Below are 14705 nucleotides of genomic sequence, written 5' to 3' on the forward strand. Positions count from 1 at the left end.
CCGTTTTGTTATTACAATATGCCCGTTAATTTTGCAGTGAGACTTTGTCATGGCAATGCTTGAGTACCTTCCACCGACCGATCCTTGGACGGAGATTATTTTCGAAGATGACCATATTTTGGCGGTCAACAAACCTTCGGGATTGCTTTCGGTTCCGGGGCGCTTGCCAGAGCATCACGACAGCATGTGGAGCCGCTTGCAAGAGCAGTATCCGGAGATCCAAGTGGTGCATCGCCTGGATATGTCGACCTCAGGTTTAATGGTGTTTGCCAAGAACAAGCGCGCAGAAGCGGCATTAAAGAAGCAGTTTCAATACCGTTTAACGCATAAGGTCTACTACGCACGCGTGTGGGGCCATGTAGAAGCAGATTCAGGCATGATTGATTTGCCACTGATTTGTGATTGGCCAAACCGCCCGATGCAGAAGGTGTGTCATGAACATGGCAAGCCATCGCAAACGGCGTTTCAAGTTGCCAAACGCGAAGTGCATGCCAATGGAGCACAAACCACGATTATGCGTTTACTTCCCGTAACGGGGCGTTCGCACCAGCTGCGCGTACACATGCAGGCATTAGGGCATCCGATCGTCGGCGATGAATTTTACTCCCAAGGTGACGCGTTTACCTTCTCCGATCGTCTTGAATTGCATGCCGCAGAGCTGAGTTTTTATCATCCTAAGAGTCATTGGCTACGCAGCTTGTTCGTTCCTTGTGACTTTTATCCGGATGCCGAAGAGATGATCTTTTCATATTTCGATCCTGCGCGTAAATTACCGGATTACAAGTCGCTGCCCAAGAGCTAGGCTCTCGCCTTTCACATTTTCGATTTCTTTTCACTGGCAGTGCGTAAGGAGTTTTTATGTCGCTGCCTGTTGTGGTTTTTCTCGACCGTGCCACCATTCCTGCCCACATTACCCTGCCGACCTTGGCGTTTGAGCATCGCTGGGTTGAATACGATTTCACGTTGCCAGAGCAAGTCCTTGAGCGTCTGCAAGAGGCCGATATTGTCATCACCAATAAAGTGCTGCTCAATCAAGCGGTGTTGGCGCAATTACCGAACTTGCGGATGATTGCAGTCGCCGCAACTGGATTTAACAACGTCGATGTGGAGTATTGCGCGGAACAAGGCATTGCCGTCGCGAATGTGCGAGGCTACGCAACGCGATCAGTGCCTGAACACGTGATTGCTATGCTGTTTGCGCTGCGTCGCAACCTGTTTGGCTATCATAAAGATATTGCTGCCGGAGTATGGCAAAAGGACAAGCAGTTTTGCTTTTTTAGCCACTCGATTGGCGATATGGCGGGCTCGACGTTAGGCATTATTGGTTCTGGCGCATTAGGGCAAGCGACGGCTCAGTTGGCGCAAGCTTTGGGTATGAAGGTGCTGTTTGCCGAGCGAAAAGGGCAAAACGATTGTCGTCAGGGTTATCACCCTTTTGAAGAGGTGCTGGCGCAGGCTGATGCGATTTCTCTTCATTGCCCGCTTTCCGCGCAAACACAACATTTAATTGGCGCGGCAGAGTTGGCCAGCATGAAAAGCAACGCGATTTTAATCAACACTGGGCGTGGTGGTTTAGTCGATGAACAGGCTTTGGTCGAGGCGTTGAAAGAGGGTGACATTGCGGCGGCTGGCGTGGACGTGTTTACCGCAGAGCCTGCCGATGAAACCAATCCACTGCTCGCAAACATGCATTTGCCAAACTTGCTGCTCACGCCGCATGTGGCGTGGGGCAGTGATTCTGCGATTACTCAGTTGTGTGAGATTTTGCTGGAAAACATCAACGCCTATTGGCGAGGTGAAACGCTCAACCGTTTGGTGTAGCGAGCACTCATGAAAAAGGGTGACTTAATGTCACCCTTTAAAATCGGTTGGATTGGCGATTATTTACGAACCGCGATCGCTTCGATTTCGATGCCCACGTCTTTTGGTAGACGAGCCACTTCCACACATGAACGTGCAGGGTAGTGCGCGACGTTGTGCTCGTCGAAGAAGTTACCATACACTTCATTTACTGTGCCAAAATCGTTGAGATCTTTAACGAATACCGTCATTTTCACGATGTCGCCTACCGTCAAGCCAGAGGCTTCTACCACCGCTTTGACGTTGTCGAGTGATTGGCGAGCTTGCGCTGCGATGTCTGCTGGCACTTCGCCTGTTGCTGGGTTTACTGGGATTTGGCCAGAGGTCAGTACCATATTGCCTAGGTCTACGCCTTGGATGTATGGGCCGATTGCAGCAGGTGCTGAGTCTGTATGAAGTACTTTAGTCATTATTATGTTCCGTCTTGATTGCAAGGAAAACAAAGAGCGTTCAGTGTGCCGTGAAAGAAATGATTGGTAAAGAAAAAATCCCCGCTAGGTAGGCGGGGATCGTATCGATTAACGCTCAGTGACGATCTCTCGGGAGAAGACTTTTTCACAATATTTACACTTCAAACGTACGTCGCCTTTTTTCTCAAACACGCGAAAGTTACTCGCAACTGGCTCATTGTGCGTAATGCAGTTGGTGTTTGGGCATTCAAACACATCACTGACAAACTCAGGCAGCTCCAACGCGAGCTTCTTCACCACTTGGTAATCTTCAATTTGATTGACGGTGGCGTGAGGCGCGTAAAGGGCCAATTTGCTCGCTTGCTCTTCGTTGATAAACACGTTTTCAATCTTGAGCAAATCTTTGTTACCCAGAGCGGATGAAGGCAAATTTAAGCCAATGGTGACACGCTGCGATGAGTTGTGCATATCAAACAATTTGAGCACCTTGATGCCTACTTGTGCTGGAATGTGGTCGATCACTGTACCGTTTTTAATCGCTTCAACCTGCAATTTTGTCTCTTTGTTCATCTTGATTCTCCTACTTACAGTGATTCGTTCAGTACCAGTGCCAACAAGGCTTCACGGGCGTAAACGCCGTTTCCTGCTTGCTGGAAGTAGTAAGCGTGCGGTGTTTTGTCGACGTCAGTGGTGATTTCATCCACACGTGGCAGTGGATGCAGCACTTTGAGGTTCTCACGTGCGCCTTCCAATAGCGCTGCGGTGAGGATGTAGGCCGACTTAATGTGCGCGTATTCCGATTCATCGAAACGCTCTTTTTGTACGCGCGTCATGTAGAGAATGTCCAGCTCAGGGATCACGGTTTCCATGTCGGTGTGCAGACTGTAGCTGATGCCAGCTTCATCCAGATCTTCAAGAATGTAATCTGGCATCGCCAACGCATCCGGAGCCACAAAGAAGAAGCGGATGTTGCTGAATTTTGCCAAGGCTTGAGTCAACGAGTGTACGGTGCGGCCGTATTTTAAGTCACCGACAAACGCCACATTCAAGTTGTCCAAACGACCTTGCGTTTCGGAGATGGTGAACAGATCAAGCAGCGTTTGGGTTGGATGCTGGTTAGCACCATCACCGGCGTTGATCACCGGAACGCCGTTAGAAAATTCAGAAGCCAGACGCGCGGCCCCTTCTTGTGGGTGACGCATGACAAAAGCATCCACATAGTTTGAGATGACTTGCACGGAGTCAGACAGCGTTTCGCCTTTTTTTGCCAGCGAGGTGTTGCCACCATCGTCAAAACCAATGACATCGCCACCGATGCGTTGGATGGCCGTTTCAAACGACAAGCGAGTACGGGTGGAAGGCTCGAAGAAACAACTCGCGACGACCTTGTTCTTTATCAGTTCTGGGTTTGGCTCTGCTTTTAACTGACCTGCCGTTTTGACAATCAATTCCAGCTCAGCGCGGCTAAGCTCTGGAATGGAGATAATGTGCTTCTTATAAAGCGAGTTTGTCATAATCGTCTTCCCTATCTGAATGTTTCAGGCATAAAAAAGCCCCCCATTACGGGAGGCTTCAAAATTCTATTGGTTGAACAAATACAATGGCAGAAGAAACGACGCCATGCAGGTGGGATTGCGTACCTGCTCGTCGTGTTTTGTTACTGCGATGATCCATTGTTATTTACCAACCCTCGGACAAATTGCCGAGCATTATACGCATAAGAAAAGCGAGCGCAAGCGATTACATCAAGCTTTAGGTCTGAAATGTAATCGATTAACTGCCTAAAGTTGCAACCATCACGGCTTTGATGGTGTGCATGCGATTTTCGGCTTCATCAAATACAATCGAGTGCTCAGATTCAAACACCTCTTCGGTTACTTCCAAGCCTTTCATACCAAACTTGTCGGCCACTTGTTTGCCAATGGTGGTTTCGTCGTTGTGGAAAGCAGGTAGGCAATGCATAAATTTGACATTCGGATTGCCAGTTTGCTTGAGGACGTTCATATTGACTTGATAAGGCTTCATCAAGGCTACTCGCTCATCCCAAGCCTCGGGTGATTCCCCCATGGAGACCCAAACATCGGTATAGAGGAAATCACAGCCTTGTACCCCTTCAGCGACACTTTCGGTCAGAGTAATCTTGCCACCGGTTTGTTTGGCAATGGCTTGGCAGGCGGTCACGAGTTCTTCATCGGGCCAATAAGCTTGCGGGCCAACAAGGCGAACATCCATGCCCATTTTGGCAGCGCCCACCATCAACGAATTGCCGACGTTATTTCGCGCATCACCAAGGTAGGCAAACTTGATCTCAGCAAGTGGTTTTCCTTGGCTGTGTTCAAGCATGGTCAGAAAGTCAGCAAGAATTTGTGTAGGATGAAATTCGTCAGTTAAGCCGTTCCATACCGGAACACCAGCATAAGCGCCAAGTTCTTCGACGATCGCTTGGCCAAAGCCACGATATTGAATGCCATCGTACATGCGACCCAACACTCGCGCAGTGTCTTTCATCGACTCTTTATCGCCGATTTGCGAGCCAGAAGGGCCGATATAGGTGACTTGTGCGCCTTGATCAAAGGCGGCGACTTCAAAAGCACATCGGGTACGAGTTGACGCTTTCTCAAAGATCAATGCAATGTTTTTGCCCAGTAGTTTCTTCTGCTCAGTGCCAGCGTATTTGGCTTTCTTAAGATCAGCAGACAGATCGATCAAAAACTGGATCTCTTTTGTCGAGAAGTCCAACAACTTGAGGAAGTTGCGATTCCGGAGATTAAATGCCATGACTCGTTCCTTATTTATCCATCGTCATGGCGCTAGTAAAACATAGAAATGCTACTTTTGTGAATAATTATTTTAAATTTGAGAATAAAAAAGCCAAGTTCAAAAGTTGGCTTTAGTGAGAACATGAGCACGAAGTTAGATATCATCACGCTCAATCGGGCAACTCATGCAGCGTGCACCACCACGGCCACGGCCTAATTCATTCCCCGGAATAGTGAGCACTTCAATGCCCGCTTTATCGTATTTCTCATTGGTGTAGACGTTTCGTTCATAACCAATCACCACGCCTGGTTTCACGGTTAACACGTTATTGGCATCGTTCCACTGTTCACGTTCTGCCTCATAACTATCACCACCAGTGGTAATGATATTGAGGTGATTCAAGCCCAGTGCACGTTCAATGGCGTGCAAATAGTTATGCAACGCTTCTACGTGCATCTCGCCATTGCCTTTTGGCGTTAAGCGCCAAGTGTGCAGATCTTTACGCATGATCTCTGGATAAACAGAAAAAGTATCAACATCCATGTGCGTCATTACCGTATCTAAGTGCATGCACGAACGATGTTTTGGCAGCTCAATGGCGATCACTTCCTTTGCTTGGCCATGTTTAAACAGGTTAGCTGCTAAATTTTCCACCCCTTGTGGTGTGGTGCGCTCTGACATGCCAATCAGCACAGCGCCTTTACCTATCACTAATACATCGCCCCCTTCAATGTTGGCGTTGTCGTAATGCAGGTCTTCGTTGCCAAAGTATTTGATGAAATCTTGCCCCGCGAAGATGGGGTGCCACTGATAAATTGCCCGCAAATGGTTGGTCTCACGTTGACGTGCGGGTTTCATCATTGGATTGAGCGATACACCGCCATAAACCCAACATGACGTATCACGGGTAAAGAGGTGGTTCGGGAGCGGTTCAATCACGAAGTCTAATGGCTGCTTCATGCGCGGCAGCATAGAGGCCGATTGAATGGGTAATTCAGAGTAAGCCAGACCACCCAGCAAAATAGTTGCAAGGTGTTCATTGTCCATCTCCGAAAGGTAACGGCGTAAGTCGCGCGCAAAAATCGGGCCGTAGCGAAAATCGGAGATTTGAACATCTAACAGCCATTGCTTAGCTTCAGGCACGGCGAGAGTATCCACCATCAAATCGTGCAGAAGTAGCACCTCAACACCTTGTTGGCGCAACGTATCGGCAAACGCATCGTGCTCTTTACCTGCCGCTTCAACCAGTAAGACATCGTCAAACAGCAGTTCATGACAATTTGAAGGGGTAAGGTGGGTTAGGGCTCTTTCTGGTCGATTAAGAAGGACTCGGCGCAACTGACCGACTTCAGAACCTACATACAACTTACTCATTTTGCATCCTTACAGTTTATCCTGGCGCTATTTATGACAATCTTTTGTATAAGATGCAAATCATATAACTTTGTTTAAGTTCGGTATTTTTGGTCATTTTTGGTTTTAAATTCCGAATTGATTGTTGTTCTTGGATGTTTGCTTTTCGGTTTGGTATTTAAAAAAAGCACGGTAGGATTGATTTTTTATGCGTAAACGGTGCTTTGCTTACTTTGAGTCATTTTGAATAAAACGTGACTTTTTATTCAAAAAACTGCATTTTATCGTTCAGCTTAGGCGTTATTCATGCTAGAAGCGCATTTGCTTACTGCATGAAGTGGCGCGATAAGGGCAATTCTATTTATCTATATTTCATCTTCTTGGCGTTAGGATGTTCTGAATATTAATAAATTGGCACTATTGTTAAAAATGTGTTGTTTTGTATTGTGGTGAAGGTCCATTTTTAGGTTAAGCAGCAAAAGATAGGTTGTATGTCGCTTTGTCGGTGGCTTTTCTGGGCGATCCATGCCATATTTCACCGCAACAAATAGATCCAATTTAGAGTAACGATTCCGGAGCTAAAACATGTCTCACGAAGATGAATATCTATCAGTAGAAGAGTTAATTGAGATTCAAAAGGAAGAGACTCGCGATATTATCGCTGCTCTGCTTGAAGATGGCAGCGATCCTGAAGCACTGTATGAAATCGAGCACCACCTATTTGCTGAAGATTTCGACACCCTAGAAAAAGCGGTTGTTGAAGCATTTAAGATGGGCTTTGAAGTACTTGAAGCTGAAGAAACTGAAGACGAAGATGGCAATAAGCTGCTTTGTTGTGATGCAACCATGCAGTCGACCTTGGACGCTGAAACCATTGACGCTCAAGTAGAGAAGTTGGTTCATCTCGCTGAAAAATACGACATCATCTATGATGGTTGGGGCACTTACTACGAAGGTGAAGATGCGCTATACCAAGATGACGACGAAGACGAAGACTTCGAAGACTAATAAAACAAGAGCCGGCGATTGCCGGCTTTTGTTTGTGTTCCGTTTGCTCGCATAGCGTTGTTATTCATCTTGTTACACCCACACAGAGAACAGCACTCGCTCATTAGCAGGGTTGTGTATATAATGCAGCAAACTTGATCTAGCTCAATTATGATATGCAACTCTCACTCACTGGTTATTGGCAACTTTCCCCGCTTACCGATCTCTCTATTCCACAAGATGATCTCTGCTTTCCCGCGCCACTGAGCGAGATTTTACCTGCTTCCCTCTCTGAGCAAGCCATTGCAGCGCAAGAATGGCACTTGATGCACGACATCGAAGTGGATGACAGTTTGCTGGCTTATCCTGCGGTTGAGATGGTGCTTGCTGGAGTGGATTACCATGCCGAAGTGCGCTTAAACGGCATTGCTGTGTTTGATTGTGATAAAAGTCAGTTTGAGTATCGCAAAGATATTCGTCCTTATCTGCAACATGGACGCAATCGCTTTGAAATTCTTTTTCTCGAAGAGGAAGAAGAATTGCTGTTTGAGGAAGACAGACTGGCATTGTGCGAGTTAGGGGCAAATGCCTATCAACCCAGTGATGGAAGAATGGGGATCTGGCGAGAGCCCTATTTGCAGTTTATCCGCCACGTTCGTCTTGATCGCGTGACGACCGAGCAAATCTGGCACCATGGCGGTGGGTGCGAATTTAAAGTGGATCTCTACTATCAAACCTACGCATCAGGTTTGATTTCAGCCTCAGTTAAGTTTGATGGCCGCCGCTACAGTATTCCTTTGGATCTGCGCAGCGATCACGCCAGTGCGCTATTCCAAATTGACGCACCGAGCCAACAGCACGAATATCAATTAGAAATTGAACTTGATGGGCAGATCTTGAGCGCACCAGTTGCTCTCGATGAGGCAACTTCGGTTACCCACTTTATTCGCTAGTTGCCTTATAAACGGCAAATCATCACCACTTCACAAGCGTCGTGTCCGGTTTGCCCGAGTGGCGCTTGCAGATGTTCAAATCCCAGCTTTTCATACAGGGCAATGGCTTCTTTCAAGCAGGCGGTCGTTTCTAGGTAACAGCGTTGATAACCCATCTTTTTCGCGGCGCTGCGGCTGAGCGAGACGATTTGCTTAGCCAAACCCTGCCCACGGCAAATGGGTAAGAAGTACATTTTTTGTAATTCGCAAACGCCTTCGACCCCTGCTAGCGCGGCAAAGCCACCGCCACCGACGATCTTCCCTTGATGTTCTACCACCCAATAGGCGGCATTTGCTTGTGAGTAGATGCTAAAAAGATCATCTAGGGTTGGATCGGCAACACTGTAGCCTTTATCGGCGGTTAACCCATACTCCGCCGAGACTTGACGAATCACATTGGCGATTGAGGCGTTGTCTTCAACGGTGATTGGGCGTAAGACAAAGTCCATTTTTTCTGACATAAGACCATTCGTATTTCAAATTATGATGGCCAAAACTATAGAGTCACTACACGGTTGGGTGCAAACAAAAACTGTGCGAATCGAGTGTTTGTTTTGCCGCGCTGTGGCGCAACCAAACCTTCTCGTGGAAGTAGTACACCACGGTGTTTATCGACGGCTCGAGTAATGCCATCACCCCACCGACAAATGCATCACCCGTCAACAAGTAAACCACGCTAAATGCCACGCTGAAATGTACGGTAGCAAAACTGGCGGTCTTGATTTTCGTCATCCACTGACGCGCTTTGAGCGCTGGCACGGTGGACCATGCTTTTTCATGGAAGTAAAACGCAATGGTATTGACCGCCGGTTCAATCATCGCAATCAAACTGCCGATGAGGATATCGCCTGTTAAGACGTAGGCGACAGTGAAAGCGACCGTAAAATGAAGCGCTGCAAAGGTAATGGTCTTTTTCATAATCTTATCTCTCATGATGCGTTTGGCTCGTTTTGCCACTGGTGACAGTATCATGGGAAAAGCATGAAAGTTAAAGTCGATTGAATTTATTATTTCAATAGTTAAATGCTATTAATTGTGTTTATTGATTGATTTATATAAATAATCAGTTGATAAAATAAACCCTTGTCACTGAATGTATTTCGGACGTTCGGTTAAAATTACACGCTTTTTATAAAGTTAATGTTTGATTAATCAATAATAAATCGAAAAAACAACGTCAGGATAAAAATGAATGGACACTAAGCACATCACGAACTCAATTCAATTTAAAGGCCAAGGAGGGGAGTTCTTTGGTATCTGGATCGTCAACATCTTATTGTCGGTGATCACGCTAGGTATTTACTCTGCTTGGGCCAAGGTTCGCACCAAGCGCTACTTTTATGGCAACACCTTCATCGCGGGTGATAACTTCGAATACCACGCGCAACCGATGCAACTTCTCAAAGGGCGCTTGGTGGCGCTCGCTCTAGTGCTGATTTGGGTGGTAGCAAACTCATTTTTTCCATTAGCATCGTTGGTGTTGTTTGCGCTGTTCTATGTGGCGCTCCCTTGGCTTCTCTGGAGCAACGCCCGATTTGATTCTGCGATGACCAGTTACCGAAATGTCCACTTTGCTTTTAATGGCTCGTTGAAAGAGGCTTATATGTCGATACTAGGTCGCGGTCTGGCATCGTTGCTTATTATCGCGATTTACATCGCTATTGTGGTGGCTTCAGCCAATGCGTCCGCGATGGTAGCCACATTATTGGGTTTTGGTACCTTGGTACTGATGTTTGTTTTGTACGCTTGGGTCGTCGCGGGTATTCATCAATATTTTGCCTCGGGTTATCAGTATGGGGATTGGAAGTTTGTCGCTAAGATTGAAACGGGCTTCTTCTTGAAAACGTACTGTAAAGCGATGTTGATTGGTTTCTTAACCGCAGTGGCTTTTATGATTGTGATGGGCACGTTTGTGTTGGGCTCTGACATTATGAATATCTTTGCTGGCGAAGTGGACCTGCTGGAAGGGAAAGGGGATTTTGCGTATGTGGTGCTGACTTATCTGGTGACGATTACGATGTCACTGGGCATCACCGCCTATACCACGACTCGTATCCGCAATTATGTTTTCTCGAGACTGACCGCAACGGCAGAAACTCAGTTGGAGACGGAGTTTCGTTTTGCGTCAACCTTTGGTGCTTGGGATTACATGAGTTTGATTGTCACCAACTTCCTGTTGCAAGTGATCACGCTTGGCTTGGCTCGTCCTTGGGTGATGGTGCGCACCTCTCGCTACGTCGCTAGCCATACTGGTGTCATTGGCGATATGGATACGCTGAAAGCAACCGATCAAGATTCTGCGGTGAAGAACGCCATCAGTGATGAAGTGGCGCAAGCGTTTGATCTTGGTCTCAGTATCAGCTAATGCGTATCTTTGGAACCGCGTTCCCGCCTCGTAGCTCAGAGCGCTGTGAGGCGGAGATCGACACTTCTCAACCACACTTGCTTGCTCTGCATGTGAATGGGGAGATTTTCAGTGCTGATTACCATTACCTGAAAATCAGTGAGCCTGTAGGTCGCTTACCAGTGCGTATTTCCTTTCCGAATGGTTGGGTGTTTGTCACAGAGCCCAGTACGGCGTTATCGAAATGGCTGGGTTTTCATAAAAAACAAAGCTTTGTTGACCGAATGGAAGGCAACATCCCTGCTTGGATTCTCTCTGTCATGGTGTGTTTGGCGGTGATCGCGGGGGGCTATTACTATCTGCTGCCTTGGGGAAGTCAGAAGATCGCTGAGAGCTTACCGGATTCCTTATCGATCGCCGTTGGAGAGCAGGTGCTGGATTCGCTTGATTTGCAGTTGCAACCCAGTCAATTACCTGAAGAGGAGCAGAGTGCTATTCGTCAAAGAGTTCAACAGTTTGCGCAGGTATTGCCAGAGTTGCCGTATGACATCAAGGTGGAGTTTCGTTCAATGCCAGAAGGCGCCAATGCGTTTGCGCTCCCCGGAGGAACGATTGTTTTGCTTGATGAGCTGGTGGCGCTTGCACAAACCCAGCAACAGTTGGACAGCATCATTCTGCATGAGATGGGCCATGTCCATCATCGTCATATGATGAAGCAGGTGGTTCACTCCACCATTCTTTCGGTAGCGGTCTCTCTCATCACAGGCGAAAGTTCTGGGATTGTTGATAACCTAGCGGGGGTTGGAGTGTTTATCGTCTCCAATGGTCAGTCTCGTGAAGCGGAAACGCAAGCGGATCTGTACGCGAAAAAGGCAATGAAACAGATCTATGGCACGAGTGCGCCATTGGCTGAGATGTTCGAGCTGTTTCAAACGCAGGAAATGATGGATCTTCCGGAGTGGTTTAGTTCTCACCCTAATTTTGCCGAGCGAATTGAAGCCGCAAGGGAAGAGTAACCAAGCATGCTTTGCTGAAATCGCGGTGCACCGTAGAGGATCAATACAAAAAGGCAGCGATAACGCTGCCTTTAGTTTTTATGAAGCTAACTCGAATTACAGTGCCGCGATGGTCGCTTTTTGTTCTTCAAGTTTTGCCAAGGTTTCTTGGTAGCCTTCCAGTTTCTCACGCTCTTTCGCGATAACCGCTTCAGGGGCTTTGGCGACGAAACCTTCGTTACCCAGCTTACCTTCGATGCGTTTGATTTCACCTTGCGTCTTCGCGACTTCTTTATCCAAACGAGCAAGCTCTGCATCTTTGTCGATCAAACCCGCCATTGGGATCATCAGCTCAGATTTCGCCACAAGTGCTGTTGCACAGGCTGGTGTTTTTTCGCCTGCAGCCAACACACGAACTGACTCAAGTTTCGCTAGTGACATCAATACTTGTTTGTTCGCTTCTAGGCGCGCTGCATCTTTCTCGTCGGCTTTTAGCATCACTTCCAGTGGTTTACCTGGGTTGATATCGTATTCAGCACGTAGGTTACGGATGCTAGTAATGAACGCTTTCACCCATTCGATGTCGTCTAGCGCTTCTTGGTTGAAGTTCGCTTCATCGTATTGAGGCAGAGATTGCAACATGATTGTCTCGCCTTCAACACCGTCTACGAGTGGCTTGATGCTTTGCCAGATCGTTTCGGTGATGTAAGGAATCACTGGGTGAGCGAGACGTAGCGTTTTCTCAAGCACTGTGATGAGTGTACGGCGAGTACCGCGTTGTTGCGCTTCAGTACCTTTCCATAAAACTGGTTTGGTCAGCTCTAGGTACCAGTCACAGAATTGGTTCCAGATGAATTCGTACAGCGTGTTTGCCGCCATATCGAGACGGTAGTTGTCGATATGGTTGTTGAATGCTTTCGCTGCCAGTTCAAACTGAGACTCGATCCACTTGTCCGCTAGTGAGTATTCGATCTCACCTGCGGCAAAGCCACAATCTTGCTCTTCTGTGTTCATCATTACGTAACGGCTTGCGTTCCATAGCTTGTTACAGAAGTTACGGTAACCTTCAAGACGCTTCATATCCCAGTTGATATCGCGACCTGTTGATGCCATTGCAGCAAGAGTGAAACGTAGTGCGTCAGTACCGTAGGCTTCGATACCGTTTTCAAACGTTTTACGCGTGTTTTTCTCGATCTTCGCTGCTAGCTGAGGCTGCATCATGTTGCCACAACGCTTCTCTACTAGAGACTCTAGGTCGATACCATCGATCATGTCGATTGGGTCAAGTACGTTACCTTTCGACTTAGACATCTTGTCGCCGTTTTCGTCACGGATCAGACCGGTAACGTAAACGGTTTTGAATGGAACTTGTGGTTTGCCGTTTTCGTCTTTGACGAAGTGCATGGTCATCATGATCATGCGCGCAACCCAGAAGAAGATGATGTCGAAACCAGTCACGAGTACGTCTGAAGGGTGGAAGACTTTCAGATCGTCAGTTTGCTCAGGCCAGCCTTGCGTGCCGAACGTCCATAGTGCAGAAGAGAACCAGGTATCCAGTACGTCTTCGTCTTGGTGTAGTTCAATCACAGACTCTAGGTTGTGGTTTTGACGAACTTCTTCTTCGCTGCGACCGACGTAAACATTGCCTTGGTTATCGTACCAAGCAGGAATACGGTGACCCCACCATAGTTGACGAGAGATACACCAGTCTTGAACGTCACGCATCCAAGAGAAGTACATGTTTTCGTATTGCTTAGGCACGAATTGGATGTCGCCATTTTCTACGGCTTCAACCGCTGTTTTCGCTAGAGGCGCAGTACGCACGTACCATTGGTCAGTCAGCATTGGTTCGATAACCACACCACCACGGTCGCCGTAAGGCACTTGTAGATCGTGATCTTTCACTTCTTCAAGCAGACCCAGTTCATCGAACTCCGCCACGATCGCTTTACGCGCTGCAAAACGCTCCATACCGTGGTACTTAGCTGGTAGCTCTGTGCTGTAAGCGTCGCTTGCTTCACCGTTGGTCGTGAACACTTCTGCCGCATCACGGATGTTGGCATCAAACGTCAGAATGTTGATCATTGGTAGCTGGTGGCGCTTACCCACTTCGTAGTCGTTGAAGTCGTGCGCTGGGGTGATTTTCACACAGCCAGTCCCTTTTTCCATATCGGCGTGCTCATCGCCCACGATAGGGATACGGCGATCAACGATAGGCAGGATGATGTCTTTACCGATCAGATCTTTGTAACGTGGATCTTCTGGGTTAACTGCCACACCCGTATCGCCTAGCATGGTTTCTGGACGAGTTGTTGCAACAACGATGTAATCTTTGCCATCTGCTGTTTTAACGCCATCGGCTAGTGGGTAGCGGAAGTGCCACATGTGCCCTTTGGTGTCTTTGTTCTCTACTTCTAGATCTGAGATCGCTGTGTGCAGTTTAGGGTCCCAGTTAACTAGGCGCTTACCGCGGTAGATGAGGTCATCTTCGTATAGACGAACGAATACTTCCTGAACGGCGTTAGACAGGCCTTCATCCATGGTGAAGCGCTCACGATCCCAGTCTACTGATGCGCCAAGACGACGAAGCTGCTTAGTAATCGTGCCGCCTGATTCGCCTTTCCATTCCCAGATTTTGTCGATGAAGGCTTCGCGGCCGTAATCGTGTTTGGTTTTGCCTTCTTCTGCAGCGATCTTACGCTCAACAACCATCTGAGTAGCAATACCAGCGTGGTCAGTACCGACTTGCCAAAGGGTATTTTTACCTTTCATACGCTCACAACGGATCAGTGTATCCATGATCGTATCTTGGAACGCGTGGCCCATATGTAGGCTACCAGTGACGTTCGGTGGCGGGATCATGATGCTGTATGATTCTTTTGACGTGTCACCGTGTGGCTTAAAGTAGCCTTGCTCTTCCCAAGTCTTATACAGATCTTGTTCGATTGAGGTTGGGTTGTATGTTTTTTCCATGGGAGCTTAATCTGGTTAAGTTAATCTAGGT

Annotated in this window: 14 protein-coding genes; 6 read left to right on the forward strand and 8 right to left on the reverse strand. The window is 47.6% G+C overall.

The features are described 5' to 3' along the window. Window positions 1-49 precede the first annotated feature (49 nt). Together AOT11_RS09030 and AOT11_RS09035 are read left to right on the forward strand one after the other, a co-directional pair. The gene (locus AOT11_RS09030) at window positions 50-802 is read left to right on the forward strand and encodes a pseudouridine synthase (RefSeq protein ID WP_017420039.1); all 753 of its coding nucleotides are present in this window, start codon (window positions 50-52) and stop codon (window positions 800-802) included. Between the two features lie 56 nt (window positions 803-858). Next, window positions 859-1821, forward strand: a complete 963-nt coding sequence (locus AOT11_RS09035) for a D-2-hydroxyacid dehydrogenase (protein WP_017420038.1) — start codon at window positions 859-861, stop codon at window positions 1819-1821. A 59-nt stretch (window positions 1822-1880) separates the two neighbouring features. Here the strand turns inward: AOT11_RS09035 and AOT11_RS09040 are convergent, their stop codons facing one another. From AOT11_RS09040 to arcA, 5 genes are all read right to left on the reverse strand, one after another. Next, window positions 1881-2270: a RidA family protein gene (locus tag AOT11_RS09040; RefSeq protein WP_011079420.1), complete on the reverse strand. Its 390-nt coding sequence runs from the start codon at window positions 2268-2270 to the stop codon at window positions 1881-1883. Window positions 2271-2378: 108 nt separating this feature from the next. Next, window positions 2379-2840 carry an aspartate carbamoyltransferase regulatory subunit gene (pyrI, locus tag AOT11_RS09045; RefSeq protein ID WP_011079421.1) on the reverse strand — a complete coding sequence of 154 codons (462 nt, stop codon included), beginning with the start codon at window positions 2838-2840 and terminating at the stop codon, window positions 2379-2381. 14 nt (window positions 2841-2854) lie between these two features. After that, a complete protein-coding gene (gene pyrB, locus AOT11_RS09050; protein WP_017420037.1) occupies window positions 2855-3784 on the reverse strand; it encodes an aspartate carbamoyltransferase in 930 nt (309 codons plus the stop codon). 259 nt (window positions 3785-4043) lie between these two features. Continuing rightward, window positions 4044-5048 carry an ornithine carbamoyltransferase gene (locus AOT11_RS09055; protein WP_017420036.1) on the reverse strand — a complete coding sequence of 335 codons (1005 nt, stop codon included), beginning with the start codon at window positions 5046-5048 and terminating at the stop codon, window positions 4044-4046. Between the two features lie 135 nt (window positions 5049-5183). Further along, window positions 5184-6404, reverse strand: coding sequence for an arginine deiminase (gene arcA, locus AOT11_RS09060; protein WP_017420035.1), 1221 nt, complete (start codon window positions 6402-6404; stop codon window positions 5184-5186). A gap of 564 nt (window positions 6405-6968) precedes the next feature. Between arcA and rraB the strand changes: the two genes are divergently transcribed. Together rraB and AOT11_RS09070 are read left to right on the forward strand one after the other, a co-directional pair. Further along, on the forward strand, window positions 6969-7391 hold the full coding sequence (rraB, locus tag AOT11_RS09065; protein WP_011079425.1) for a ribonuclease E inhibitor RraB: 423 nt from the start codon (window positions 6969-6971) through the stop codon (window positions 7389-7391). Window positions 7392-7546: 155 nt separating this feature from the next. Further along, window positions 7547-8323, forward strand: coding sequence for a glycosyl hydrolase 2 galactose-binding domain-containing protein (locus AOT11_RS09070; RefSeq protein WP_017420034.1), 777 nt, complete (start codon window positions 7547-7549; stop codon window positions 8321-8323). A gap of 5 nt (window positions 8324-8328) precedes the next feature. Here AOT11_RS09070 and AOT11_RS09075 read toward each other — a convergent pair whose 3' ends face one another. Both AOT11_RS09075 and AOT11_RS09080 read right to left on the reverse strand, forming a co-directional pair. After that, the gene (locus tag AOT11_RS09075; protein ID WP_017420033.1) at window positions 8329-8823 is read right to left on the reverse strand and encodes a GNAT family N-acetyltransferase; all 495 of its coding nucleotides are present in this window, start codon (window positions 8821-8823) and stop codon (window positions 8329-8331) included. A gap of 46 nt (window positions 8824-8869) precedes the next feature. Further along, window positions 8870-9280 carry a DUF2061 domain-containing protein gene (locus AOT11_RS09080; protein ID WP_026050232.1) on the reverse strand — a complete coding sequence of 137 codons (411 nt, stop codon included), beginning with the start codon at window positions 9278-9280 and terminating at the stop codon, window positions 8870-8872. A 274-nt stretch (window positions 9281-9554) separates the two neighbouring features. On the opposite strand from AOT11_RS09080, the gene AOT11_RS09085 reads away from it, so the two are divergent. Together AOT11_RS09085 and AOT11_RS09090 are read left to right on the forward strand one after the other, a co-directional pair. Then, window positions 9555-10727, forward strand: coding sequence for a YjgN family protein (locus AOT11_RS09085; RefSeq protein WP_017420031.1), 1173 nt, complete (start codon window positions 9555-9557; stop codon window positions 10725-10727). Beyond that, window positions 10727-11722, forward strand: a complete 996-nt coding sequence (locus tag AOT11_RS09090; RefSeq protein ID WP_017420030.1) for a M48 family metallopeptidase — start codon at window positions 10727-10729, stop codon at window positions 11720-11722. The genes AOT11_RS09085 and AOT11_RS09090 overlap by 1 nt, the downstream gene beginning before the upstream one ends. Before the next feature lie 96 nt (window positions 11723-11818). Here the strand turns inward: AOT11_RS09090 and AOT11_RS09095 are convergent, their stop codons facing one another. After that, on the reverse strand, window positions 11819-14674 hold the full coding sequence (locus AOT11_RS09095) for a valine--tRNA ligase (protein WP_017420029.1): 2856 nt from the start codon (window positions 14672-14674) through the stop codon (window positions 11819-11821). Between the last annotated feature and the right edge of the window lie 31 nt (window positions 14675-14705).

The sequence above is a fragment of the Vibrio vulnificus NBRC 15645 = ATCC 27562 genome (assembly GCF_002224265.1).
Lineage (GTDB): Bacteria > Pseudomonadota > Gammaproteobacteria > Enterobacterales > Vibrionaceae > Vibrio > Vibrio vulnificus.